The sequence below is a fragment of the Wolbachia endosymbiont (group E) of Neria commutata genome (assembly GCF_964026735.1).
GTDB lineage: Bacteria > Pseudomonadota > Alphaproteobacteria > Rickettsiales > Anaplasmataceae > Wolbachia.
The window spans coordinates 493,365-517,902 of the sequence record NZ_OZ034692.1 but is presented as its reverse complement, the minus strand read 5'-3'; the positions used below and the strand labels follow the sequence as shown (position 1 = coordinate 517,902).

Here is a 24,538-nt window from a genome sequence, read left to right as displayed (position 1 = left end):
ATGTTATAGCCGATTGGTTTGAGGAGCACAGACAAGCTTTGACAACAAAATTGCTACACGCATGAACGAATGCGTACGACCCTAATGATCAAGAATATACTCTTGTGTTAAAGGAGATTGCGCATTTTCAAATATTTCTTGAGTGCTTCCAGATTCAACAACTTTGCCATTGTGAAAGAAAGCTACACTATCAGATAGCTTTTTAGCTTGTTTCATCGAGTGAGTTACCATAATTATGGTAAATCTTAATTTTAACTCTTGTATCAAATTTTCAATTGCACTGGTTGCCATTGGGTCAAGTGCAGAACATGGCTCATCCATTAGTAAAATAGTTGGCTTCACTGCAATTGCGCGTGCAATGCATAATCTCTGCTGTTGACCGCCGGATAAATCAAGTGCACTATCTTTGAGTCTATCTTTCAACTCTTCCCACAAGCCAACCTTGGTCAGGCTATTTTCCACAATTTCATCTAGTTTCTGTTTATTTTTTACCATACCATGCAGTTTTGGACCATAAGCAACGTTGTCGTATATTGATTTTGGAAAAGGATTTGGTTTTTGAAATACCATGCCCACTTTTGCTCTGAGCAAAACAACATCCATATCTCGTGCATATATATTACCAAGTCCATCAATATCTAGCTCACCTGTAACTTTGCACCCAGGCACATAGTCGTTCATGCGATTAAAACAGCGCAACAATGTCGATTTGCCACACCCAGATGGTCCTATGAAAGTAGTAACTTTTTTCTTATAAATATCTAAGCTTATATCGAATAAAACTTGTTTAGCGCCATACCAAAGGTTAAGCTCTTTAACGAAAGCGTGTATATCGCTCATACTACGTCCTGCATTGAGTATAGTCCTAGCGTTTCTCTTTTATTTTCATATAGCCATATTGCTGCTTGAATAGCGCCACTGGCAAATATTTTACGATCAATTGCTTTATGATTTAATTCTATTCGCTCACCTGAATTCACAAACATTACACTATGATCTCCTATCACTCCACCTCCGCGGGATACTGCAAAACCTATACTATTTTTTTCTCTTGTAGTTGAATTACTGTTCGAGTGGTGGTTAATGTGAAAATCCATTTTAAAAGTATCAGCTATCGTTTTACCAAGCTCTATAGCCGTCCCAGATGGAGAGTCCTTTTTTAAATTGTGATGCATTTCCCAAATTTCAATATCATATTCACTCCCTAAAAGTTCAGCAGCCTTTTTTACCAATTTTAATAATGCATTAACTCCAACACTCATGTTTGCTGACCACAATATCGGAGCTTTAGCAGCATACTCTTTTAAATCTATACCTTCTATTCCAGTTGTGCCACTAACCAACGGTTTCTTAAACTGCGCAGCTGCTATAAGGCATTCTAACATACATTCTTTAGTTGTAAAATCTATCACTACGTCAGATGATTTAAATACATCGTTAATAGAATTTGTAATTTTTACTCCTATACCAGAGTTACAACTTAAAATAAAGCCAATGTCTGAACCGATATGTGTACGTGCCGCTACACTTGCTATTTCTACTTTATCATTTGTAATCAATTCATTTATGATTGTCCTACCCATTTTACCAAGGCAGCCTATAACTCCAATTCTGATTTTCATAAAGCTTTTTGTACTCATTAAACATATTAGGTCTTTTTGTAATAAGGCTGCAAGAGAAGTTTGATAGCCAAATACATTTTTCTTTGATATAATCTTAAAAAACTTTCTACATAAGATGAAAATCAAAAGAGCTTTAATATCGGTTTATGATAAAACAAATATAATCGACCTTGCCTCCTTTCTGGTGCAGCAACAAATAGAGATTCTCTCAACAGGTAATACATATAAAGTTTTGTCTGATGCTGGAATAAAAGCGCAGGAAGTTTCAGATTATACACAATTTCCAGAGATATTGGGCGGTAGGGTTAAAACTTTACATCCTAAAATTCATAGCGGAATACTTTGTGATAGAGAAAAACATAAAACCGAAATGCAGGATCTAAATATTGAACCGATAGACCTGCTTATAACTAACTTATATCCATTCTTTGATACGGTAAATAGCGGTGCAAGTGAAGAGCAAATCATAGAGCAAATTGACATTGGCGGAGTGGCGCTAATCAGAGCTGCAGCGAAAAATTTTCGTTTTACTCTAGTTGTCTCTAGCATTCAAGACTATGAAACATTAAAAGCTGAGATGATAAAAAATAACAATGAAACAACGCTAGAATATAGAAAGCACCTAGCAACTAAAGCATTTGCTCTTACCGCACACTACGATTCTAATATCTATAGTTGGTTTTTATCTCAGAATGAAAGTAATGAGTTGCCAGAGTTTTTTACGCTTTATGGCAATAAAGCGCAAGAGTTAAGATATGGTGAAAATCCAAACCAAAAAGCTGCATTTTATAGTAATCAATCCACCCAATACCCGCTCAAAAAAATACATGGAAAAGAGTTAAGTTATAATAATACAGTAGATATAGAGTCTGCACTTAACATAATTTCTGAATTTGAAGAATGTGCAGCGGTAATAATAAAACACAATAACCCGTGCGGAGCTGCAATTGGTAATAATGCGTTGGAAGCATATCAAAAAGCTTTATCATGTGATGAAGTAAGCAGTTTTGGTGGCATTGTTGCCTTTAACCAAGAAATAGATTTAAAACTCGCGGAAGAATTAAATAAGATATTTTTAGAAGTAGTAATAGCGTCATCAGTAAATGATGAGGCGCTAAAGATTTTGCAAAAAAAGAAGAACTTAAGAGTAATTATTTGCAAATCTTTTCGGCAAAATGCGGAATATCAAATTAAAAATGTTATTGGGGGATTTTTGATACAAGAAAATAATAATTACAAGATAAAATCAGAAGAAATTACCCAAGCAACAGAATGTGCTGCAACAGAAAAAGAAAAAGCAGACCTTATTTTTGCCTGGAAAATATGTAAATATGTAAAATCCAATGCAATAGTCATAGCAAAAGATGGGTGTGCTGTTGGCATTGGTGCAGGGCAAACAAGTAGAATAGATAGCGTAAATATTGCAATAAAAAAAGCAGGTGAGAAATGCAAAGGCGCAGTGCTCGCATCAGATGCATTTTTTCCTTTTGTAGATAGCATAATAGAAAGTGCAAAGCATGGAATTACAGCAATAATACAACCTGGCGGTTCATTGAAGGATCAAGAAGTAACAGCAACTGCAAATGAAAGTAAAATTGCTATGTTTTTTACTGGTATTCGTACTTTTTTTCATTAGAGTACCATAGAGCATTCATTTGAGGTGAGTGGCAAAAAGTACGTGACAACTTCAACCACGCTAATCCTATTCCATGGTGAGTTATGCTGGCCTTCTTACTGAGCTCTGCTCTAATACCCATGGTGCATTCTGTGATAGCCACTCTGCAGCAGATAATTTTTTCTGTGTGCGTTGTTCAGGATTAGAATTCATATTAATACAAGTGCTTGGACTATCTGCTTGTACCTTATTATGAGGAAGTTTATTACCAAATACATCCATACTGTCAGGTAGAGATTCCATTGGTACGTAACTAGCTTGCTTGGGTTTTTGACTTCCAAGTACAAGATGACTGTTTTCAGTGCATATAACTTGATCAGGAAGTTCATTGCCGTACAAATCCATACTATCAGGTAGAGATTTCATAACAATTTTTGCGGGAATTTCATTGCTTGGCCCACTAATAATCGGATCACCAAGCGCATTTATGGAGCCACCAAGTGATCCTTCCTCCATTCGTTTACATTCTCTTGCGTTTGCTAAATCTTCTTGTCTTTGAAATTCAGTCTCTTTCTGTTCTTTTGCAGATATTACAGTGTTTTCTTTTTCTTCTTCTTCAGGATCATCTTCAGTGCCATATCCTGGGTCTATACCATCTTCCGAAATGTCAGGTTGCTCTTCAGTTTTAGCGGAAACATCATTCTTCTCAGCTCGAAATTTCTTAATAAATGAAGGTATTGAAAGTCCCAGGTAAGTAAATATAACAGCAGCAACAACAACAGCGATAATGGCTATTTTCATAACAATACTAATGGCTGTTAACATCACCAGAGCTGAAAAACCTGTAACTACTAAAGCGATAGCAATAGCAACAGCAATAACTTTGCCCTTACCTTGTATCATATTGTTTAAAACCTTCACCATAATAACCTACCCAACACTATACCTAGTATTATTATACGTAAATTTTCTTATGATTGCAACTTTGTGGAAATATTAATTTCTTTACGTGAAATTTTAAAGATTATATAAGGGTTAATTAATATGCAATGTATCTCAACTATAATATTGTACAAACGCGCATATTCAGTTAACATTCAACATGCAGAGCTTACTTATAGAGCGAAACAGGGCGGTGATATTATTGCTTATAGTAATTTTTATCTTCGGTTCGTACGCTTATGTAAAAATGCCAAGGGAAAGCAACCCTGACATACAAATTCCTATAATCAGCGTGTTCGTTGGACTTTCTGGGATTTCTGCTCAAGATAGTGAAAAGCTATTAGTGCTTCCAATAGAAAATGAACTAAGGTCTATCGAAGGTGTAAAAGAATTGAAAGCTTTTGCAACTAATGATGGCGCTCATATGATACTCGAATTTGGAACAGAGTACGATAATAAAGAAGTGCTCGATAACGTTCGTTCAAAGCTTTCAAACATAAAGGCAAAGTTACCTGTTGAAGCAGAATCTCCGATAATAAATGAAATAAATTTGAGTCTATTTCCCATACTAAATGTTGGCTTAATTGGTAGTCTGCCAGAAAGAGCTTTAACTGAAATAGCGCGTAAGTTGAAGAAAGAAATTGAATCATTACCTAATGTTTTAAAAGTTGAAGTAGCAGGCGTTCGTAAAGAGACAGTGGAAGTAATAGTTGAACCTGCAGTCCTAACAAAATACAACATTCAATCAAGCGAAATATTTCACGCTATATCAAACAATAATAGGTTAGTGGGAGCTGGATCACTAGAAAATGATACAGGTAAATATTCAATTAAAATATCAGGGTTATTGAAAAACATAGAAGAGATCATGAGCATCCCTATCAGATCTCAAGGTGATGCTGTTCTGAGAATAAAAGATGTAGCAAAAGTGTACCCTAGGTTTGAGGATCACGAAGGATTTGCGCGCATTAATCGACTATCTAGTGTCGTGTTAGAAATTTCAAAACGCAACGGAAAAAACATAATAGATACAGTAAATCAAGTAAAATATTTAATGAATCAGGCAAAAGATCAATTACCTGAAAATTTAAAAGTGGTGTACTTAAATGACCAGTCAAAAAACGTACGTGATGTGCTCGATGACCTGGAAAATGGAATAATATTCGCTGTGCTATTAATATTGGTCATAATAATGTTCTCCATGGGAACAAGAATAGCTATTCTTGTGGCACTTTCGATACCTGGTTCTTTTCTAATTGGCATAATAGCTCTTTATTTTTTGGATATTACTTTAAATATAGTTGTTCTCTTTAGTTTGATTATGGCTGTTGGCATGCTGGTTGATGACGCAATTGTAATCAGCGAATACGCTGATAGAAAGATGATTGCTGGCATGGATAAAGTGAAAGCCTTTCATACTTCAGTGCATGATATGTTCTACCCAGTCCTATCGTCAACGTTGACTAAATTGGCAGTGTTTTTTCCTCTGTTGTTCTGGCCTGATACTGTGGGAAAATTCATGCAATATATACCAATTACAATAATTTTAACTTTAACTGGGTCGCTCATTATGGCTTTGGTTTTTATACCAACACTTGGTGCAATCTTTGGTAAGCCATCAGTAACCTCAAAAGAAGAAATTGAAAAAATGAATGCCATAGAGAGTGGTGAGATAAAAAATGCTGGACCAGTAATAAGAGCTTACGTACGCATGCTAGAGAAGGTCTTAAATCATCCTAAAAAATTTGTATGTGTTGTCATATCTGTTTTGTTTTCATTTAGTGTATTATATTTTAGCTTCGGTCCCGGTGTAGAATTTTTTCCGAAAGTGGACCCGGATAATATCCTAGTTAGTGTTAGAGCAAAGGAAAGCCTTTCGGTTGAAGAGAAAGATAAAATACTCAAAGAAGTAGAAGAGCGTATTTTAAACGTTGAAAAAGAAATTGATGTTTCTTATTCCAGATCAGGAGCATTTTCAGATAATGTTATTGCCAAAATTCAATTAGAACTTACGGATTGGCGTTTCAGACGCAAAGCCAAGCACATATTAAACGATATAAGAAGTAGCATGCAGGATATAAAAGGAATAATAATTGATGTTCAGGAAGAAAAGGCAGGGCCGTCGGCTAACAAGCCAATACAAATTAACCTCAGTGGCAATGCATCCAGCTTGGATTTAGCAGTAGAAAAGATGCTAAAAATTATGAATCAACCTTCATCTGGATTTATAAACATTCAAGATAGCAGATCATCATCTGAAATTGAGTGGAATGTGAGTGTTGATAAGAACAAGGCTATAAACACAGGAATAAATATTTCAACTATAGGTGATTTTATAAGAATGGTCACAAGCGGAGTACTCATTGGAAAATATAGGCCAAATCATCTTGATGAAGAAATTGATATTGTACTGCGTTTTCCTGGAAAGGATCGTAATATGAAAACCATAGATAGTCTCTTCATTAATACAATAAATGGTCCTTACCCCATGAGCAGCGTAGTAAAATATGCTCCAGAAAAAAAGATAAATAAATTAAGTAGGATTGATGGATCACGTACAGTGACAATTTCAGCTGATGTAGATACTGGCTATCTTGTTGATGAAAGAATTAAATTCATTCAGAGTAGGGTTGCACAGGACTGGGATAAAGGAGTAAAGATTGATTTTAAAGGCGATAAAGAAGGTCAACAGAAATCAGGAGCATTTTTATTACAAGCTTTTATATTGGCAATTACGTTAATGGTATTGATATTAATAACACAATTTAATAGTGTATATCATACATTCATTGTAATGACAGCAGTGTTTTTATCAACCACATGTGTGTTTTTTGTTTTCTTTCTTACTCAACAAGTTTTTGTAGTCGTCATGTGCGGCGTGGGAATAATTGCACTTGCTGGGATTATAGTAAACAATAATATACTATTACTTGATGCCTTTCATCACCAAGTTAAGGTACACAAAAATGACATTAAGCGATGTGTAATAAACGCTTCAATTTCACGTGTCAGACCAATATTACTTACAGTTGCAACTACAGTTCTTGGTTTAATCCCTATGATCACCAGACTCAATATCAATTTTTTTACGCTGCAAATCACGTATGATGCACCATCAAGCCAGTGGTGGGTTGACATTTCAACAACTATCTCAAGCGGAATATTGGTTGCAACAGCTCTAACTCTATTTTTCACACCTGCACTGCTTGTGATGCAAAGACATGAAAAAACTTGACTTTAATTAGCAATTATTTAATATTTAAGATAGCGTTATTCGCTCATTGAAGCTATAACTATAAACTAATTAGATTGGATTTATTTATATGATTGCTAATCGCAAAAGCAGTGTTAAGCAAAAAAGTAACAAGAATAATATGGTTGGAAGTCCTGGAATAATAAGTACAGCAAGGGAGCTTTCAGAGCAAAAAGGTTTAGATTTTGAGGTGATAATAAAAGCATTAGAGAGCTCTATAGAAGCCGTAGCTCACCAAAAATATGGTAACAGAAGTAAAATTATAGTGAATATTGATAGGAATACAGGCAAGATTGCTGCGCACAGAAAATTAGAAGTTATTGATGATGAGTCAGGCGAAGATAATGAATCAAATGACAGTTACTCTGGTGGGAGAAGAAATTCAAGCGATGCAAAATGTGAATTAATCACGCTTTCCCAGGCTAGATTAATTAAAAAAGAGGATGTAAGAGTTGGTGACATTATTCATGAACCACTTTCTCTTAACACTGATCTTGCTTCAGCAAGGATTGCCCAGCAAAAGATTGCTCAAATAATGAAAGATGAAGAGTTAAAAAAGCAATATGAAGAGTTTAAAGATAAAGTAGGAGAAGTAAGGTATGGCATTGTAAAACAAGTAGAATATATAGATCTGATTATAGACATAAATGGCACTAGGGCATGCCTTCCATTGCGTAATTTAATTGGTAATGAGTTGTTTCGCGAAGGCGATAAAGTTAAAGCTTATATAGAGAGTGTTAAACGCTCTGACGATGGACGTCAGATTATTCTTTCTAGAACTCATGAAGGCTTTTTAGAAGCTTTACTAAAGCAGGAAGTACCAGAAATTTCTGATGGTTTAGTGATAATTAAAGCTATAGCCAGAGATGCTGGTTCAAGATCTAAAGTTGCTGTTTTCTCTCCTGATAGAAATATTGATCCAGTAGGTGCTTGCGTTGGAATTAAAGGCGATAGAATAAAAACCATCATACACGAATTAAATGGCGAAAAAATTGATGTTATAAATTACTCTTCAGATTTGGGTCAATTCGTTATTAAAGCCATTACTCCTGCAGAAGTATCAAAAGTTATTATTGATGAAGATGAAAATTGTATAGAATTAATAGTTGCTGAAGATCAATTGAGTTTAGCTATAGGTAAAAAAGGTCAGAATGTAAGGTTAGCTTCAGCGCTTGTCGGGTGGAAAATTGAGATATTAGGTGCTCAGCAAGAATCAGAAAGACGAGGTAAACAACTTAGTCAATGTTCAGCTTTATTTGCTGAGGCTTTAAATTTAGAAGAGATTATGGGTCAACTGTTAGTGACCGAGGGCTTCTCAACTGTAGAAGATATAGCTAATGCTTCAATTAAAGAACTTGCTTCAATAGAAGGTTTTAATGAAGATATCGCAAATGAATTGCGCAGTAGAGCAAATAAATATCTGAAAGAAGAAAATGATAGAAAGATTGAAGAGCTAAAAAGCTTAGGTATGGAAGATGATGTAATAGATTTGCCTTTATCAATAGATAATAAAATTGCCCTTAGCAAGCATGGTATTAAAACGCTAGAAGATGTAGCAGATTTATCAAGTTATGAACTTTGCAGCATAATTTCTTCTTTAGCCGATAGTAAAGAAAATTTAAAAGATACAGCAAACTCAATAATCATGGAAGCTCGTAAAAAGCTTGGGGTAATATAATAAAATCATATGAATAATGAAGACATTAGCAGTAAAAAATTAACGCTTCAAGGCTTGAGCAAGTTTAAATTGAGTCTGGATTTAAGTGCTTCAACTAGTTCAAGTGCTGGAGCCACAATAGTAAAAAAAAGAAGAAAAAAGTCCCATGATACAGAAGAACATGATTTTTTTGATAGTAGTAAATTAGGTTCTTTAACAGAAAAAGAACAAATTTCCCGAATCAATGCTGTACAAAATGCTGCTTTACTCAAAGGAAAAAGTAGTAAATTAGAAGAAGATATAGTAGTCGAAAAAAATGATGAAGATGAGAATAGTGATTCAGATACTATCCTCGAAGAAATTGGTAAGGAAGTTTTAGAAGATTCTGATTTAATTAAACAAAAAGAAGATGATCAAGATGTCAAGAAAAAATCCTTAAAAGTTAGTAAAGATACATATTCTAAACATTCAAAACTGGTAATTGCACAGGCAATAGATGAAAAAGCTGAGCAACCTCCTGTGTTTAGGCAAAGATTTGGTATCAGAAATAGGAAATCAAAGTTCGCCAAAGGTAGCAACATATCAAGGGAAGTGATTATACCAGACGAAATTACAGTCAGGGAGTTATCTATTCGCATGGCAGAAGATAGCAAGCGTGTATTAAAGATGTTAAAGGAAGAAGTGGGTGAAAGCTACAGGGTAAACGATTTAGTGGATCCAGATATAGCATGTGAAATAGTAAAAAAGTTCAATCATACAGTCAAGCGAGTGAGTGATTCTGATAAGGAAAAGGATTTATTTTTTGTAGAAGGCAGGGAAAACTTGCCTAAAAAGCCCAAACCACCAGTTGTTACTTTTATGGGCCATGTGGATCATGGTAAAACTTCATTGCTTGACGCATTTCGTGAATCTAATGTTGCAGAAAGAGAGTCAGGTGGCATAACTCAGCACATAGGCGCTTATCAAATAATGACAAAAGGTAAGCAAAAAATCACTTTTATTGATACACCAGGGCATGAAGCATTTACTGCAATGCGTGCATGCGGTGCTAACATAACTAATATAGTTGTGATAGTAGTAGCAGCTGATGATGGGATAATGAAACAAACAGTTGAAGCAATAAATCATGCAAAAGCAGCAAATGTTTCTATTATAGTTGCTATTAATAAGATTGATAAATCTGAGCCTGGTGATGTAGAGAAAATAATGGGTAGCTTACCTCAATATGACCTAATCCCTGAGGACTTGGGTGGTGATGTAATGATTGTACCAGTATCAGCAAAAAAGAGAATCAATTTAGATAAGCTGGAAGAAACGATTTTGTTAGTCGCTGAATTTCTGGAGCTAGAAGCAGTAGAGGATTGTCGAGCACTCGGATGGGGAATAGAGTCTAAAATAGATAAAACAAAAGGGATATCAGCAACATTGATAGTTGAAGAAGGAACGTTAAAAATCGGTGATATGTTGGTGGTTGGTACAACATATGGTAAAGTACGCAACATGGTCAATCATCTTGGTCAAAGGGAAAAATTTGCTCTGCCATCCACTCCAATTGAAGTTACTGGTTTAAATGGTGCACCAAATGCTGGTGATAAATTTGTTGTTGTAAATTCTGAAAAACAGGCACGCGAAATTATTGAACACAGATTAGAGTTAATTAAGAAAAAAGAAGAAAATTTAGATGAGGATAATTTAGATATATTTAGCCGTAATAACAATGAAATAGAAGAGTTATCTGTAGTTTTAAAGTGTGATGTAACTGGATCTATTGAAGCAATATCAAGTTCAATTGATAAGCTCGGTAAAGATCAGGTAAAATTAAATATTCTACACAAAGCTGTAGGAGGAATAACAGATTCTGATGTGTTGCTTGCAGAAGCATCTGGTGCAGTAATTTTAGCTTTTAATGTCAAAGTAGATTCAAAAATAAGGGATTTGGCGAAACAGAAAGGTGTAGAAATACATACTTATAACATAATATATGAACTTATTGATGATATGAAAATGTACTTAACTAAAATGTTAAAGCCTATTACACGTGAAGTCCGTGTTGGTTCTGTATCTGTAAGGCAAATATTTAATGTATCTAAAGCAGGCAATATTATTGGATGTTATGTAAGTGATGGAGTTATCAAAAAAGACTCTTTGATCAAGGTGATGCGCAGTGATAAATTGATATATGAAGGAAAATTAAAGGCTCTACGTAGATTTAAAGATGACGTTAAAGAAGTAGGTGTAAACTTTGAATGTGGAGTATCGCTTGATGGTAATGTCGATGTTAAAGTTGGTGATATATTAGAGGCTTATCAATTAGTACAAGAAGAAAGGGTGCTCTAGTGCAGAATACGAGAAAAGAAATTAGAAGTCTTAAGATAGCATCAGTATTACATAGAGCAATATCTAAAATCTTCATGGAAGGTAAAATTTTTAATAAAAACGTAGTAGTATCTGATGTAAAGTTAAGTAAAGATCTAACTAAAGCAGATGTCTATATTGTTTTATCTTCGTTGAATGAGCCTCTTCCTATCATCCAAGTAGCCGACTACTTGGATCCAGAAAGAAATATGCAGTCACACGCTGGAGTGACATCAGAGGAGCCCCAAGATGATTATGATATTCATTATATTGTTAACGAAATGAACAAGTCTGCATGGTCAATACGTAAGTCTATACTTCGTTATGTTGATTTGCGTTTTATACCTGAATTAGTTTTCAAACATGATCTAGGATTCGATAATTTTGTTAATGTAAATGAGATATTGCATAATTATAATGATTAAGAACCAATGCATCTAAACTCTTACTTTTCATTGATGAGAATGCATAGTTTAACAGGTTTGTGGCTTGTGCTATTTCCTAGCTTGAGCGGCATTCTTTTAGCTTCAACTTCTTTGTCGTGGCATACTTTTTTTTACCTTATTTTATTTACTGTAGGTGCATTTTTAATGAGACCTGCTGGATGTATAATCAATGATATTTTTGATAAAGAAATAGATGCACACGTTGAGCGAACAAAATTTAGGCCACTTGCAAGTGGTGCACTAAACGTAAAGCAGGCCTTGATTTTGCTTTTATTATTACTGTCTATTGCTTTTGTAATCTTATTACTAACTAATAAAACTACGCTTATACTTGGAATCATTTCAATGTGTATGATAGCTATTTACCCTTTATTAAAACGTTATGTTTGGTGGACACAATTGTTTTTAGGGTTTACTTTCAATATGGGGTCGCTAATGGGTTCAGCAGCAATAAAGAACCAGATTACTATAGAATCTATACTCTTTTATGCAGGATGGATTTTTTGGACACTTAGTTACGACACTATATACGCCCATCAGGACAAAAAAGATGATGAAAAGCTTGGTATGAAATCGACTGCATTATATTTTGGTGATACAACAAAATCTTGGTTGAAAAGATTTTATTTAATAACTCTTATGTTATGGCTATACGCTGGCATCTTATCATCATTAAACAACATTTTTTACATTGCCTTACTTGCTGTAGGATTTATATTTCACCGTCAATACAAAAATTTTAATCCTGACGATCCCACTCAATGTATGTCCATATTTAAAAATAATTCCTATGTTGGATTACTAATTTTTTTCAGCATTCTTTTCGATAGAATCTTAATGTGATAATGCTTTCATGGTCTATTTTAGCGATTTTTTCACAAATTTTTACCGTAACCGTTCACACAATGGCATCAATTTAAGAGAAAATATCAGCAATTCACGGAGTGTTTCCCAACTAAGCAGGAAAATAGTAATAAACTCTGTAGTTTGTGGAAAGGATTCTGGCCATTGACGGCAAATGCCGTGGCTCAATATTTAAGCCATGGAACTTATTGTGTAAATTAGGGGGTTGTAGGAGCAGCGCCGATTTTAGCGTCTTTAGCTGGTTCAGGCGCTTGTGTTTTGCTAAGCTTACTTGCTACTTTCTCACCAGCCCAAATAAATGGTGTTATAAGCGATGCAATGGTCCAAATAACAAAAGCGAAAGCATAACTTAAAGTTTTGTTAATAAATTCACCAACTTTTCTGCTATGCGTTTCTGCCTTGTTTGATAACATGTTTGAATAATTTACCAGTGATTCTGTTTTATCTTTAAGATCAAACTTATCTGTTATTTTTGCTAGCCCCTTTGCTAGCCAATATGACAAGCATGCAAAAGCAAGATACAAAGGCTGTAAAGCTATATTAGTCAATGCAAAAACAGCTGGTCTAATTATACCAGTAATGGTATGAGTCCTGCTATTTATACCATAATCGCTTCTGTTAACGCCAAACACTACATCCTTTACTCGACCTACAACACTGTCAACATAATGCACAGATTTAAAAAAGCAATTTTTTGGGGCAAATTCTTTGTTGTTGAATGAAAAGCTTGGTTCTTTAACGCCTTCTCTCAACTTAGCAGGAACAACTCCATACTCAGCATGATTCGTAAAATTTTCTAATATATTTAACATATTATCTCCTTTGATTAATGATTATTTAACTATTGTAATTTAATTTATAAATAATGTCAACACTTTACACTCACTGATAAGTATTGCTTAAGGTATTTACCCGTTACACTCTCTGATATATCTGTTACTTCTTCTGGTGTTCCAGTTGCAACTACCCTTCCACCTTTGACGCCACCTTCTGGGCCGATATCTATTATGTAATCTGCAATTTTTATAACATGCAAATTGTGCTCAATCACTATGACAGTGTTTCCCAAATCAACCAATTTATGGAGTATTTTTAGCAAATTATTTATATCTTCAAAATGTAACCCAGTTGTCGGTTCATCAAGAATATATAATGTTCTTCCGGTAGATCGCTTTGATAGCTCTTTGGAGAGCTTTATTCGTTGTGCCTCGCCACCGGAAAGCGTTGTTGATGATTGGCCAAGTTTTATATATCCAAGTCCCACTTCTTGCAAAGAAACCAACTTTTCTTTTATTAGTGGAAGATTCTCAAAAAAATCACTAGCTTGGTCGATCGTCATATCAAGTACATCAGATATAGACTTTCCTTCATAAAGAACCTCAAGTGTTTCTCGGTTATATCTTCGCCCTTTACAATGTTCACATTTCACATAAACGTCAGGAAGAAAATGCATCTCTATTTTTAAATGCCCATCACCTTTACAGGTCTCACACCTTCCTCCTTTGGTATTAAACGAGAATCTACCTATATTATATCCTCGTGCTTTTGACTCTGGAAGACCAGCAAACCAATTTCTTATGTGAGTGAAAATGCCAACATACGTTGCAGGATTTGATGCAGGCGTTCTGCCGATTGGTGATTGATCAACTTCGATCACTTTATCCATATATTCCAGCCCTTCTATTTGATTACATCGTCCATATCTCGCAGATACACCATGTATCTTATATGCTGAATATTTATATAACGTTTCTATAACTAGACTTGACTTTCCTCCCCCTGATATTCCAGTGACGCAAATAAAATTCCCTATAGGAAATTCAACGTCTATATTTTTTAAATTATTTTCATGCGCATTAAATATCTTTATTAGCTCAGTTGATCGCTTTCTTCTGTTTGGAACAGAAATTTCTTTTTTCCCGCTTAAATATTGCCCTGTTATGCTTTTCAAGTTTTTTTGTACTTGATCTGGCGTTCCTTCTGTCACTACTTTTCCACCATTTACACCAGCCCCTGGTCCGATATCTATTACATAATCAGCAGCCATTATTGTATCCTCATCATGCTCAACAACAATCACCGTGTTTCCCATGTCTCTTAAGTTTTTAAGTGTAGTAATTAATCGATCATTATCACATTGATGAAGACCAATTGAAGGCTCATCCAAGACATATAAAACTCCTGTGAGTCCCGAACCAATTTGTGATGCAAGCCTAATCCTTTGGCTCTCACCGCCAGAAAGAGTGCTAGATTCACGATCAATTGTTAAATAATCAAGTCCTACATCTTTTAAAAAGGTTAGCCTTTTTATTATTTCACTTAATATTTTATCTGAAATTTGCTTCTGTTGCTCCGTAAGGTTTTTCGGTAAATTCTTAAACCATTCAAGAGATTCATCGATACTTAAGGCCGATATTTCGCCTATATGTTTACCATTAATTTTCACTGTAAGCGCTTCTTTCCTTAATCTAAAACCATTACATTCTTTACAATTGGCTATAGAGCAGTACCGCTCAATGAGTGTTTCATCATAATCCATCTGGTTTTCTAATATATTGACCAAACCTTGAAATTTACCAGAGCCAAAAAGTATTATCTTCCTTACTTCTTGATCTATGTTCTTCCATGGAACATCAAGATTAAATTTGTGTTCTTCAGCCAATGATAAGATTGCATTTTTTAAAAGTCCATGAGTTGTTTGCATTTGGCGTGCTGCTTGCCCCACTGGCTTTAAAGCTCCACCCGATATTGAAAGCGCTTCGTCTGGCACTATAAGTTTTACATCAATACCTAGTTTTTTACCCAGTCCATTACACGGATTACACGCACCATAAGGACTGTTAAAAGAAAATAACCTTGGCTCTATCTCCTCAAGCGTAAACCCGGTTTCAGGACATGCAAAATTCTCTGAAAAAGTCAGAATTTGGCCATTTTTATACTCAGAATTATGACCATCTGGTAGCTCAACTATTTCTACATATATTAGTCCATGACCAAGTCTTAATGCGGATTCTATACTACTTGGTAAGCGATTTCCTATATCGTCTGTTATTGACACTCTATCTGCAATCACAAAAATATCATGTTTTTTATTCTTATCAATCTTAGGTAAGTCATCTATATTATACACTTTACCATCTATTTTTAGCCTTACGTAACCCTGCTTTTTAATTTCCAATATCTCTTTGTAATGTTCACCTTTTCTGCCACGCACAATAGGGGCAAGTATATATATTTTAGTGTCTAAAGGTAATGCCACTATAGTATCCACAATTTGAGACACAGTTTGCTTTGTTATCGGTAATCCAGTTGCAGGTGAATAAGGAATTCCTATTCGTGCATATATTAACCGCAGGTAATCATAAATTTCAGTAACGGTTCCAACTGTTGACCTTGGATTTTTTGAGATCGATTTTTGATTAATGGATATTGCAGGAGAGAGCCCAGTAATCGATTCAACATCCGGTTTATCCTGAATGTTGAGGAATTGTCGTGCGTAAGCTGAAAGACTTTCTACATATCGGCGTTGACCTTCAGCATAAATTGTATCAAATGCGAGGCTTGACTTCCCAGAACCACTAAGCCCAGTTATAACAACTAGCTTGTTTTTTGGAATATTCACATCTATGCCTTGCAAATTATGCTCTCTTGCACCCTTAACTCTTATAAAATCATCCATATTATGTCATATTAAGTATACTCAACCATTATACTCTTAAAATACGTGAATTTACAGTGATATGTTGATTTTTTGTTAATTCTATTTAGTAAAGCAAAATCTACAGAGTATCCTTTACAACATTTTTGCAGGGTAGTAAGCTAAAATACCACGGTTTAATCGCGATATCTTAGCTTTATAATATTTATCTTTCTTAATTTGCATCAGGCTCTGCTAAGGGAGTAAGATAAGGCACAAATTCTATTTTATCGAGAAAATCGTCCATTGATATTTCGTGATTCTTCAAATTAAATTTCTGTAGACTGTTAAAAACATTTTTAAAATACTCTCCCAATGAAGAAGTTATGTGCTTACAATTAAAAAACAAATTATCTACTGTATCTCTTAAATTCTTTACCTGACCATCTATTGATGGTATTTGATCAGGATGCCTTTCCCATAACACCCGCTCCTGATGCATAGAGAAGAACTGATCACTAAACTTGCCCTGATATGCCACTAAATCTTCCAGAACATCTTTTGAGCTTGTTGTTAATTCATTAGATAAACTATTTACTTTATATTCTCTATCATTTAGCTCTCTAAATAGATTATTTACATCAGTACGTAATTCATCCAAGCTACTCGCGAGATCATTTCCAAGTATATCTACCATATGATAACCCTCTTTGATAATTGTTAAAATCATACACTAAATGAAATTTATGCAATTTTAATGAATACTAAATTAAGCTATTTAATTAATTTATTATAAAAAGACTTGTCCTAGAAAGCTACCAGTCGAATTTTTTATCTTGTGGTTTTATTTGCAATATTGCCACTAGGCTAATCAACAGGCAAAATATTATATAAAGCCCAGCTGCAAAATTGATTTGAGGAAATTGAATGGTAAACCAAATGCATATCATAGAAGTAAACCCTCCATGTAGTGCAAAAGAGATGTTGCGCGATAAGCTAACACCACTAAATCTAACACTCGTAGGAAATAGCTCAGATGCTACTATTCCTATAGGATTGATGCCCCTTTCCAACATTGAAAGAGCCATTACACTTAACATAATCACAAGGTAACTTTTGTAGTAGTACGCAATAGATAGCATAGGGCAGCATAGTATCATTGTAACTACTATAAATATGATTGAAGTGCGCTCTTTTCCTACTTTATCAGCTAGCATGCCAAGCGCTATTGAAGATATAGGCATTAATATGCTGGTTATAATAGACACAATTTCGTTGATATATGTTGTGACGTATACTTCCATTGATACTATTTCTTTCGCAAATGTTCGCAGGAATATAGTAAATCCAACAACAACGTTTACAGGTACAGATATCAAAATAGCAAGCACAAGAGCCCTCTTGTAGTGCTTTACGAGTTCTATTATTGGCAAATTAGATTTTTTTTCCTTTTGACTTGCTTCATATGCTGGAGTTTCACCTAATATATAAATACTATATGCACTAATAAGTCCCAAAACAGCTGAAAAAACAAACGGTAGTCTCCAACCCCATACGTTAAAATCAGTAGTTTTTTTGCAGATGATTACTATCACTGCAGCAAGCAAAATACCAATAGAGCGACCAAAACCTATTATTCCAAAAAACATTCCCAGCTTTTTTTTCCTGTTTGGTAAATGTTCTATGAGATAAACGGAACTGCCTCCTTGTTCAGCGCCAAGTGCAATCCCTTGTGTAACATGAATTGCAAGAAGTAATATAGTAGAAACGACACCTATCTGATCATAACTTGGAATAAATGCAACTAGGCTGGATGGAATCGATATTAGTAAAATGGCAATCGGCAACGCTATTCTTCTCCCATACCTGTCCCCAACATGACCAAATATGAAAGCACCAAGGGGCCTTGCCATAGCACCCAGTCCTGCTATGCCGAATAATTGCAGTATATTATAGTAAACACTATTTTCTCCAGAAAGAAACTCTCTGCTGATTATGTTAACCAGGTCAATAAAGAGCATATGGTCATACCATATTGCGATCCTGCAGAATATGTTTGAGATCAACACCCTTGTTTGGTGATTCAGCACGACTATCTTAATTTATAAACAAACATTATATAGAGTAATACGAAAATTGAAAGAGTTAGAGTAATAGTTTAAATAAATATGAACTTATCGCGTATAAGTTTTATAGAGATTGACAATTGCTAAGATGTTAGGTAGAATTGAGATATATAGTAATAACATTAAGGAGATAATGATATGATTTCTACAGATATTGACATAGAAAAGTTACGAAAGATTGTAGAACTATTTAAAGCATATGATGAAATAAGAAATAGAACTCCGCTTGAAGGAATATTAGTACAAGAAGAAAAGAAATTTTCTGAAGTATATCCAGAAATTAATCTGGAAAGAAGTAATGAGATCAATCCACTCACTGCTTGTGCAACTGGAACCACTGCTGCTGTAGTGCTTTCTGAAATTATGTTTTCAGGTGGACAATTATCGCCTTTAAGTAGAGTAAGGCAAGACAAAGTGCTTGATGTGATTGATTGTGTAGTTGCAAACAAGAACTTCGTTTCAACTGTACATTTCAAAAATGCGCAAGTTTTTCATAATGAACATCACACAACTGAGCAGAGGAGCAAAGATGACGAAATTAAACTTCTACTTAATTTTGCACAAAACTCTCAATCATGTTTGATTAGAAAGATCTTCTTAGACAAGGTTAAAAAAAGCTGTATCGATAATGAAAATATTTATCATGATATGTCTGGTGCTTTGGATAATGACGTATTGAAGTACTTTGAAAAATTGTCAAAAATTCCTGCACTAATTTTCGGAGATGGGATTGGCCAATATGAAGGGAATGATTGGTCAACTTTCTATCGGGTACAAGTGACACTTTTTGAAAAATTTAATATAAGGTTTATAGCAGTTGAAAAAGAATACATCGAACTAGTTGAACCTTTAAAAAAAATAAACCCTGACCTTAATATAGCAATAATTGATCAAGAAGAGCTTTTAAAATTTACAAAGAAGTACAATAATACTGAGTGTGATAACGCTACTCGTGAATCCTTTATGGAAGCACTTGTAAAGCATTTTAATCTATCTCTAACATTACAAGTGCTTCCATTTCTAAAAAAGATAAACCAGTTACTATTACAAAAAAGTCAGTACATAATGAAAGCTGTATTGAAGAAAATAAAAATAGTTTACGTTATCGTCTTGTCAAGGTTAGCTATTGTGCTGAAGGTTTAGAGCAAAAGCAAAATTTTTATGATGAAAATCAAATAAAAAATGTAATAAAGCAAGGAGAAAAAATAGATGATTATGATCCAATTGTATATGCACTACGTCATGGCATATTGCTTGAAAATAAATTCCCGATACTTTATGCAATGGAAAACACCATCAAGATAGAAGATACGGATCCAACATTATGGGCAAAAGAAAATAAATATGATGTAGAAGAAAAGGAGCCAATAGTCTATGCAATAGAACATGCTATAAGAATAGAAGGTAAAGATCCAACGCTATGGGCACATGGGAATGGGTATAAAATAGGAGAAGAAAGTGTAGACCCAATAGTTTATGCAATGGAGCAACACTTTGTAAAAAGATATGAAAAAGGAGAACATAAATATGAACCTTTCACAATAGCAATTGAAGGTAAGAACGCAAAAGAATGGATAAGTAACGCAATCAACAATAGTCAAAAAATAGGAGATAAAGACGCAAGGGAATGGTTAACTGATGCAATAAAAGAAGCTACAGAAAAAGAGGGATTTAATTCAGTAGCTTGGAGAATTTACCCATCTGAATTGGTAAATTGTGCAGAGGAAAATAATATAATATTAGAAGGTAAACCTGTACGAGAGTGGTTACGTGATAAAAAAGCCGAGAGAGAAAATCCTAATGAACATACAACAAAAGACACTCCAAGCCCTACTGTTGGCACACCAACAACTGATCCTACTTCTATAGTACTTTCCAAAGCAAATGATAACTGTATAATGACCATTTAGGCATGTAGGAAAAGTGATGGTATACAGTGTTGATTTAAGAGAGAAAGCAGTATCTTTGGTTAAAAAAGGAAAGCCAAAGGAAGAGGTTGCAGAACTTTTGGAGATAGGAATAGCAACGTTATACAGATGGCTAAAAAAGAAGGCTGCAGGTGAGAGCTTAAAACCAGCAAAAATGAGTGGTTTTATAAGAAAAATAGATCCAAAAATGCTGAAAGAGTATGTTAAAAAACACCCAGATCAGACGCTAATGGAGATGAAACAAAACCTAGGATTTGGGATAAATTCGATCTGGTATAGGCTGAAGCAGTTAAAAATCACAAGAAAAAAAAGACCACGCTTTACCGAGAGCGGAACCACGAAGATAGGCAAAAATTTGTCGAAAAAGTTGCCAAAATAGACCATGAAAGCATTGTGTATATAGATGAAGCAGGAGTCGATAATAGGCTATACCCAGAATATGGAAGAGCTCCACGAGGGGGAGAAAATTTATGCAGACATTACGGGCAAAAAACGCGAGAGAATCAGTATGACAGGTGGGTGGATTAAGAAAAATTTTATTGCGCCCATGACCTTCACTGGAGGGTGCGATAAGGATGTATTCAATGCGTAGCTGGAGCAAATATTGCTACCAAAGTTGCCTGTTGGTACAACTATAATTATGGATAATGCTGCTTTTCATAAAACCGCTAAAACAAGGGAATTAATAGAATCTATAGGTTGCTATTTGCTCTATCTTCCTACGTACTCACCAGATCTGAATCCAATTGAGCATTGCTGGCATACGATTAAAAGCTGGCTCAGGACTCGCATGCATCAGCAGGATAATCTACACCTTTTGGTTGGTAAGGCGATTATGGAAGTTTATCACTTGTATTAGAAAGTACTATAATCAGCAACCTCCACAAACTTGCCTTCACAAACTTAATTGGCATCTTAATTGGTTTTATATAGCAATTTGTGTAAATGCTTGTGTAAGTTTAACCATGGTTACACTAGGTGCTGTAGGAGGCAATAGACCCCCTGCGAAACAACGTGAAGCAAGTTGCTGATAAAATCTGGTAAGAAATCCCCAGCCTAAAAATTATTAAAAACTATGCCTCAAATTCACAATTCCTGCTATAATATTAAATCTCATGTTGTATTTCTTCTGAAAATTGCGGTAAACATTTGACATTATTTTGAAGATTTTTATCTCGCGAATCTTATTTTCCACACGCATCCTGAACGATGCCAGCTTCCGATTATGCTCCTTTTGCTCCTCCGTTAGTGGCTTTTTACGGTGTTTTTTGTACGGAATCACAACGTTTTTCTGCAGTTTTTGCCAACCTTGATACCCAGAATCGGCATATTTTATGCTATCTTTGGCCAACAATTTTTCCTGTTTCCTTATGCGAAAATCATGCATTCGACCTCTATGCGACTTCGAAATCGACAGAATTTGCCCATTTCCCTCGATCACAATTTCGGTTTTTATTGTGGTTGCTTTCTTTTTTCCGGAATAACTTTTCTTACGTTTTTTGCTGTCTTTCGGCCGCTGTATCGGTTGCTCCGTGACGTCTGCTAAAATTTTTAAAATCCTTTCTGGCGTCAGCGTTCTATCCTTTTTTATAGTAATTTTTTTGGCCAATAATGGCTACATTTTCTTAAAAAGTCGGCAAATATTTGAGTTGTGCAAATTAAACAAAAACCCTAAAAATGGATGCGTTATGTACGTTCTGTAATAAATTAGAACACATAAAATCCTGTCTTCTAGCTCCTCAACATGCGATTTTCTTCCGTGACATTTCTTTTTCGCCTCCATTTTTTCCCACTCTGGACGCACTTTTGCCACAATTTTTTCAAATTCAGATGTTGTGAGCCCTGTCAATTGTCTAAAAATATATGGTGTTCTTGCTATTTTTACGTAACTTATTGCCATCTTCCCTCTTCTAAAACTTTCATTTTACATGCTTTTTAATGTTTTTCATCTGTTTTTTACCTTTTCGCAGGGGGTCTAATGATTTAACTTGGGGCGTTGCTATAGAAGCAATTGTTGGAGCTGCTATTTTTGGTGCAGTTCTTGGTGGGCTTATAGGAAAATGTGTATCCGATCCTGAAGTTAGCCAACTCAATGGATTAAAAAGATAGTAATAGAAAAGCCAAGAAAATAGGGTAACTCAGAAAATATTTGAAAATCAGATGAGGTTACCCAATTTTTTGAAAAACACTTTGTACTTTAAGTTATTCAGATTTTTTTCTCTCTGCGCACATCTTACCTGCTACAAATAGCACTGCCAATAAATAGATTAAATTCCATGTTGCCAGAGAAATACCTAAAATATGATAGGGTCTATCGCAAGATGGAGAGTAATTAGGATTTAATAGGTTATTTTTTAGTTCTTCTACGCTAGCATTCCCACCTATTTGTTCAGTGCACCCGAGGACGTCGTGAAACCAGTGAAACTCAAGGCCAATATGATAAAAAGATATTACAGCGCCTATGGTGTAACTGCAAAATATTATATAAGTTAGAATTTTATTGTTTTTAAGCATACATGTCATTGCGACTAGTCCAGCAGTGTAATAGACTATTCTTTCATATATACATAACCTACATGGCAACATGTTGAAAAAGTACTGCAATATATATGCAACAATTAGAGCAGCAGCGCTGGATACTAAAAAAATTATAGGAGTTCTAGAATTTTCAGACATAGCAAACATAGCAGATAAATAACCATAAAAACTTCTGAAAGTCAACCAATTATTAAAAATAACTTGATGACGTTACCAGTGTTTTGCTCAGCAGCATACTAGGTATTGCTTAACAAATCATGATGAGAAGTATTTTTTACTGATAAAATCAGTCCAATATCAAATAAATAGAGAGCGGGAGAAGGGGTTCGAACCCTCGACCTCAACCTTGGCAAGGTTGCGCTCTACCAACTGAGCTACTCCCGCAGTTAAACCTTAAGAAAAAACAATCTAAATTACTTTTTAATTATAGGCGCATATAACAATTTGTAAACCCCAATACACAGCAGTCAAGAAATTAGCAGCCCAAGCAGCTTTTATTATTAGACTTCTTTCCAACCCATAATCGAAGTTAAAAACAGCTAATGTCCAGCTTTAAGCTTATCTATTGTTAATTTATGCTGATTGAGCCAATGATCATTAACAGAATATAACTCGCATGAAACACTCTCATTGTTCTTTGTACATGGACTTTTCAACTTGCGTTGACCACCGCAACCCACTTGTAATGTAAGTGCAGCTAAAACAGATAATAATAACAATTTCTTAAACATGATAAATCCTTTTATTTATATTATTATGCTCATTTCCCTTATTTGTAAAGGTTAAGCATATTCTTTTACTCTCATTTCATTTTTAACTTTTTGAGATGAAGTGGCTGTATTATTTAAACGCAGTTTTATGTAATCATCTATGATTTGAGCTACTTCTTCCTCTTTATCACGTAGAAAGTGATTAGTATCGTCTATTACGTGATACTCCATATGATGACTTTTTACTGAATTTATTAACCTATTTGCTAGCTCTGTTACATCGCTTTCCTCTGAAATTGTGTCGTTACTACTTTGTATTATAAGCCCAGGCACCGGGCAAGGAGAGAGAAAAGAAAAATCATACTTAGTTGCTGGAGGAGAAAGAGCAACGAAACCAACCACCTCTGGGCGACGCATCGTCAATTGCATAGCTACCCATGCTCCAAAAGAAAAACCGACTACCCAAATTGGAACATTGCTAGAATTATGTTCTTGAATCCAATCAATAGCTACTGCAGCATCAGTTAATTCTCCTATACCTTTGTCAAAAGTACCAGTTGACTTTCCTACGCCGCGAAAGTTAATTTTCAATACAGAGAAGTCATTATCAATAAAAGACGCACATATACTGTGTATCATTTTATGATCCATATTACCGCCATATTGAGGATGATGATGCAAAACCAATGCAACCGGTGCATCAGCATTTTTGCTCTGGCTATACTCGCCTTCTATCTTCTCTGTTGTGTTATTCAAAAAAACTTCTACCATGGCTATCCCTTAATTAAAAACCTATTTGACATGCTATATATAATTAGCTAGCGTAACTTATACGTACAGTTGTT

Annotated in this window: 22 protein-coding genes, 1 tRNA gene and 1 pseudogene; 12 read left to right on the top strand and 12 right to left on the bottom strand. The window is 34.8% G+C overall.

Annotated features, from left to right (window positions below):
- Nucleotides 1-81: 81 nt before the first annotated feature.
- Entirely contained in the window at nt 82-840 is a 759-nt protein-coding gene (pstB, locus tag AAGD89_RS02710; RefSeq protein WP_341808738.1) for a phosphate ABC transporter ATP-binding protein PstB, read from the bottom strand.
- Nucleotides 837-1,622 (bottom strand): 4-hydroxy-tetrahydrodipicolinate reductase, encoded by a 786-nt coding sequence (gene dapB, locus AAGD89_RS02705; RefSeq protein ID WP_341808900.1) that lies wholly within the window; start codon nt 1,620-1,622, stop codon nt 837-839. The genes pstB and dapB overlap by 4 nt, the downstream gene beginning before the upstream one ends.
- Before the next feature lie 115 nt (nt 1,623-1,737).
- Here dapB and purH point away from each other — a divergent pair, with 115 nt between their 5' ends.
- Complete coding sequence (gene purH, locus AAGD89_RS02700; RefSeq protein WP_341808737.1) at nt 1,738-3,258, top strand: bifunctional phosphoribosylaminoimidazolecarboxamide formyltransferase/IMP cyclohydrolase; 1,521 nt, start codon at nt 1,738-1,740, stop codon at nt 3,256-3,258.
- Nucleotides 3,259-3,339: 81 nt separating this feature from the next.
- On the opposite strand, the gene AAGD89_RS02695 is transcribed toward purH, so the two are convergent.
- Nucleotides 3,340-4,161, bottom strand: a complete 822-nt coding sequence (locus AAGD89_RS02695; RefSeq protein WP_341808736.1) for a hypothetical protein — start codon at nt 4,159-4,161, stop codon at nt 3,340-3,342.
- Nucleotides 4,162-4,339: 178 nt separating this feature from the next.
- Here AAGD89_RS02695 and AAGD89_RS02690 point away from each other — a divergent pair, with 178 nt between their 5' ends.
- The 5 genes from AAGD89_RS02690 (at nt 4,340) to ubiA (ending at nt 12,733) form a co-directional block, all read left to right on the top strand.
- The gene (locus AAGD89_RS02690; RefSeq protein ID WP_341808735.1) at nt 4,340-7,414 is read left to right on the top strand and encodes an efflux RND transporter permease subunit; all 3,075 of its coding nucleotides are present in this window, start codon (nt 4,340-4,342) and stop codon (nt 7,412-7,414) included.
- Between the two features lie 88 nt (nt 7,415-7,502).
- Entirely contained in the window at nt 7,503-9,110 is a 1,608-nt protein-coding gene (nusA, locus tag AAGD89_RS02685) for a transcription termination factor NusA (RefSeq protein ID WP_341808734.1), read from the top strand.
- Between the two features lie 9 nt (nt 9,111-9,119).
- The gene (infB, locus tag AAGD89_RS02680; RefSeq protein WP_341808733.1) at nt 9,120-11,426 is read left to right on the top strand and encodes a translation initiation factor IF-2; all 2,307 of its coding nucleotides are present in this window, start codon (nt 9,120-9,122) and stop codon (nt 11,424-11,426) included.
- Nucleotides 11,426-11,869 carry a ribosome-binding factor A gene (locus AAGD89_RS02675; protein WP_341808732.1) on the top strand — a complete coding sequence of 148 codons (444 nt, stop codon included), beginning with the start codon at nt 11,426-11,428 and terminating at the stop codon, nt 11,867-11,869. The genes infB and AAGD89_RS02675 overlap by 1 nt, the downstream gene beginning before the upstream one ends.
- A 6-nt stretch (nt 11,870-11,875) precedes the next feature.
- Nucleotides 11,876-12,733, top strand: a complete 858-nt coding sequence (gene ubiA, locus AAGD89_RS02670; RefSeq protein ID WP_341808731.1) for a 4-hydroxybenzoate octaprenyltransferase — start codon at nt 11,876-11,878, stop codon at nt 12,731-12,733.
- Nucleotides 12,734-12,951: 218 nt separating this feature from the next.
- Here ubiA and AAGD89_RS02665 read toward each other — a convergent pair whose 3' ends face one another.
- The 4 genes from AAGD89_RS02665 to AAGD89_RS02650 all read right to left on the bottom strand — a co-directional run bounded on the left by AAGD89_RS02665 (nt 12,952) and on the right by AAGD89_RS02650 (nt 18,412).
- Complete coding sequence (locus AAGD89_RS02665) at nt 12,952-13,566, bottom strand: hypothetical protein (protein WP_341808730.1); 615 nt, start codon at nt 13,564-13,566, stop codon at nt 12,952-12,954.
- A gap of 56 nt (nt 13,567-13,622) precedes the next feature.
- Nucleotides 13,623-16,433: an excinuclease ABC subunit UvrA gene (gene uvrA / locus AAGD89_RS02660; protein ID WP_341808729.1), complete on the bottom strand. Its 2,811-nt coding sequence runs from the start codon at nt 16,431-16,433 to the stop codon at nt 13,623-13,625.
- Nucleotides 16,434-16,626: 193 nt separating this feature from the next.
- On the bottom strand, nt 16,627-17,088 hold the full coding sequence (locus AAGD89_RS02655) for a hypothetical protein (RefSeq protein ID WP_341808728.1): 462 nt from the start codon (nt 17,086-17,088) through the stop codon (nt 16,627-16,629).
- A 118-nt stretch (nt 17,089-17,206) separates the two neighbouring features.
- Nucleotides 17,207-18,412 (bottom strand): MFS transporter, encoded by a 1,206-nt coding sequence (locus AAGD89_RS02650; protein WP_341808726.1) that lies wholly within the window; start codon nt 18,410-18,412, stop codon nt 17,207-17,209.
- A 243-nt stretch (nt 18,413-18,655) separates the two neighbouring features.
- Between AAGD89_RS02650 and AAGD89_RS02645 the strand changes: the two genes are divergently transcribed.
- The 5 genes from AAGD89_RS02645 to AAGD89_RS07265 all read left to right on the top strand — a co-directional run bounded on the left by AAGD89_RS02645 (nt 18,656) and on the right by AAGD89_RS07265 (nt 21,304).
- Nucleotides 18,656-19,660 carry a hypothetical protein gene (locus AAGD89_RS02645; protein ID WP_341808725.1) on the top strand — a complete coding sequence of 335 codons (1,005 nt, stop codon included), beginning with the start codon at nt 18,656-18,658 and terminating at the stop codon, nt 19,658-19,660.
- A 107-nt stretch (nt 19,661-19,767) separates the two neighbouring features.
- Entirely contained in the window at nt 19,768-20,427 is a 660-nt protein-coding gene (locus AAGD89_RS02640) for a hypothetical protein (RefSeq protein ID WP_341808724.1), read from the top strand.
- Nucleotides 20,428-20,443: 16 nt separating this feature from the next.
- Nucleotides 20,444-20,824 carry an IS630 transposase-related protein gene (locus tag AAGD89_RS02635; protein ID WP_341808723.1) on the top strand — a complete coding sequence of 127 codons (381 nt, stop codon included), beginning with the start codon at nt 20,444-20,446 and terminating at the stop codon, nt 20,822-20,824.
- Between the two features lie 24 nt (nt 20,825-20,848).
- Nucleotides 20,849-21,037: a hypothetical protein gene (locus AAGD89_RS02630; protein WP_341807927.1), complete on the top strand. Its 189-nt coding sequence runs from the start codon at nt 20,849-20,851 to the stop codon at nt 21,035-21,037.
- 48 nt (nt 21,038-21,085) lie between these two features.
- Nucleotides 21,086-21,304 (top strand): transposase, encoded by a 219-nt coding sequence (locus AAGD89_RS07265; RefSeq protein WP_410541844.1) that lies wholly within the window; start codon nt 21,086-21,088, stop codon nt 21,302-21,304.
- A 207-nt stretch (nt 21,305-21,511) separates the two neighbouring features.
- Here AAGD89_RS07265 and AAGD89_RS02625 read toward each other — a convergent pair.
- A pseudogene (locus tag AAGD89_RS02625) lies at nt 21,512-22,345 on the bottom strand (transposase).
- 38 nt (nt 22,346-22,383) lie between these two features.
- Between AAGD89_RS02625 and AAGD89_RS02620 the strand changes: the two are divergent.
- Nucleotides 22,384-22,554, top strand: coding sequence for a hypothetical protein (locus tag AAGD89_RS02620; protein ID WP_341808722.1), 171 nt, complete (start codon nt 22,384-22,386; stop codon nt 22,552-22,554).
- 93 nt (nt 22,555-22,647) lie between these two features.
- On the opposite strand, the gene AAGD89_RS02615 is transcribed toward AAGD89_RS02620, so the two are convergent.
- From AAGD89_RS02615 to AAGD89_RS02600, 4 genes are all read right to left on the bottom strand, one after another.
- Nucleotides 22,648-23,121 (bottom strand): disulfide bond formation protein B, encoded by a 474-nt coding sequence (locus AAGD89_RS02615; protein WP_341808899.1) that lies wholly within the window; start codon nt 23,119-23,121, stop codon nt 22,648-22,650.
- 173 nt (nt 23,122-23,294) lie between these two features.
- Nucleotides 23,295-23,367: transfer RNA gene (locus tag AAGD89_RS02610), tRNA-Gly, on the bottom strand.
- A gap of 155 nt (nt 23,368-23,522) precedes the next feature.
- On the bottom strand, nt 23,523-23,714 hold the full coding sequence (locus AAGD89_RS02605) for a type IV secretion system protein VirB7 (protein WP_341808721.1): 192 nt from the start codon (nt 23,712-23,714) through the stop codon (nt 23,523-23,525).
- Nucleotides 23,715-23,765: 51 nt separating this feature from the next.
- A complete protein-coding gene (locus AAGD89_RS02600; protein ID WP_341808720.1) occupies nt 23,766-24,464 on the bottom strand; it encodes an alpha/beta hydrolase in 699 nt (232 codons plus the stop codon).
- Nucleotides 24,465-24,538 lie beyond the last annotated feature (74 nt).

Excerpts from the sequence above, each read along its gene's own strand:
- pstB (WP_341808738.1), bottom strand. The coding sequence starts at position 840 with ATGAGCGATATACACGCTTTCGTTAAAGAGCTTAACCTTTGGTATGGC.
- dapB (WP_341808900.1), bottom strand. The coding sequence starts at position 1,622 with ATGAAAATCAGAATTGGAGTTATAGGCTGCCTTGGTAAAATGGGTAGG.
- purH (WP_341808737.1), top strand. The coding sequence starts at position 1,738 with ATGAAAATCAAAAGAGCTTTAATATCGGTTTATGATAAAACAAATATA.
- AAGD89_RS02695 (WP_341808736.1), bottom strand. The coding sequence starts at position 4,161 with ATGGTGAAGGTTTTAAACAATATGATACAAGGTAAGGGCAAAGTTATT.
- AAGD89_RS02690 (WP_341808735.1), top strand. The coding sequence starts at position 4,340 with ATGCAGAGCTTACTTATAGAGCGAAACAGGGCGGTGATATTATTGCTT.
- nusA (WP_341808734.1), top strand. The coding sequence starts at position 7,503 with ATGATTGCTAATCGCAAAAGCAGTGTTAAGCAAAAAAGTAACAAGAAT.
- infB (WP_341808733.1), top strand. The coding sequence starts at position 9,120 with ATGAATAATGAAGACATTAGCAGTAAAAAATTAACGCTTCAAGGCTTG.
- ubiA (WP_341808731.1), top strand. The coding sequence starts at position 11,876 with ATGCATCTAAACTCTTACTTTTCATTGATGAGAATGCATAGTTTAACA.
- AAGD89_RS02665 (WP_341808730.1), bottom strand. The coding sequence starts at position 13,566 with ATGTTAAATATATTAGAAAATTTTACGAATCATGCTGAGTATGGAGTT.
- uvrA (WP_341808729.1), bottom strand. The coding sequence starts at position 16,433 with ATGGATGATTTTATAAGAGTTAAGGGTGCAAGAGAGCATAATTTGCAA.
- AAGD89_RS02655 (WP_341808728.1), bottom strand. The coding sequence starts at position 17,088 with ATGGTAGATATACTTGGAAATGATCTCGCGAGTAGCTTGGATGAATTA.
- AAGD89_RS02650 (WP_341808726.1), bottom strand. The coding sequence starts at position 18,412 with ATGCTCTTTATTGACCTGGTTAACATAATCAGCAGAGAGTTTCTTTCT.
- AAGD89_RS02645 (WP_341808725.1), top strand. The coding sequence starts at position 18,656 with ATGATTTCTACAGATATTGACATAGAAAAGTTACGAAAGATTGTAGAA.
- AAGD89_RS02635 (WP_341808723.1), top strand. The coding sequence starts at position 20,444 with ATGGTATACAGTGTTGATTTAAGAGAGAAAGCAGTATCTTTGGTTAAA.
- AAGD89_RS02630 (WP_341807927.1), top strand. The coding sequence starts at position 20,849 with ATGAAGCAGGAGTCGATAATAGGCTATACCCAGAATATGGAAGAGCTC.
- AAGD89_RS07265 (WP_410541844.1), top strand. The coding sequence starts at position 21,086 with ATGGATAATGCTGCTTTTCATAAAACCGCTAAAACAAGGGAATTAATA.
- AAGD89_RS02620 (WP_341808722.1), top strand. The coding sequence starts at position 22,384 with ATGTTTTTCATCTGTTTTTTACCTTTTCGCAGGGGGTCTAATGATTTA.
- AAGD89_RS02615 (WP_341808899.1), bottom strand. The coding sequence starts at position 23,121 with ATGTCTGAAAATTCTAGAACTCCTATAATTTTTTTAGTATCCAGCGCT.
- AAGD89_RS02605 (WP_341808721.1), bottom strand. The coding sequence starts at position 23,714 with ATGTTTAAGAAATTGTTATTATTATCTGTTTTAGCTGCACTTACATTA.
- AAGD89_RS02600 (WP_341808720.1), bottom strand. The coding sequence starts at position 24,464 with ATGGTAGAAGTTTTTTTGAATAACACAACAGAGAAGATAGAAGGCGAG.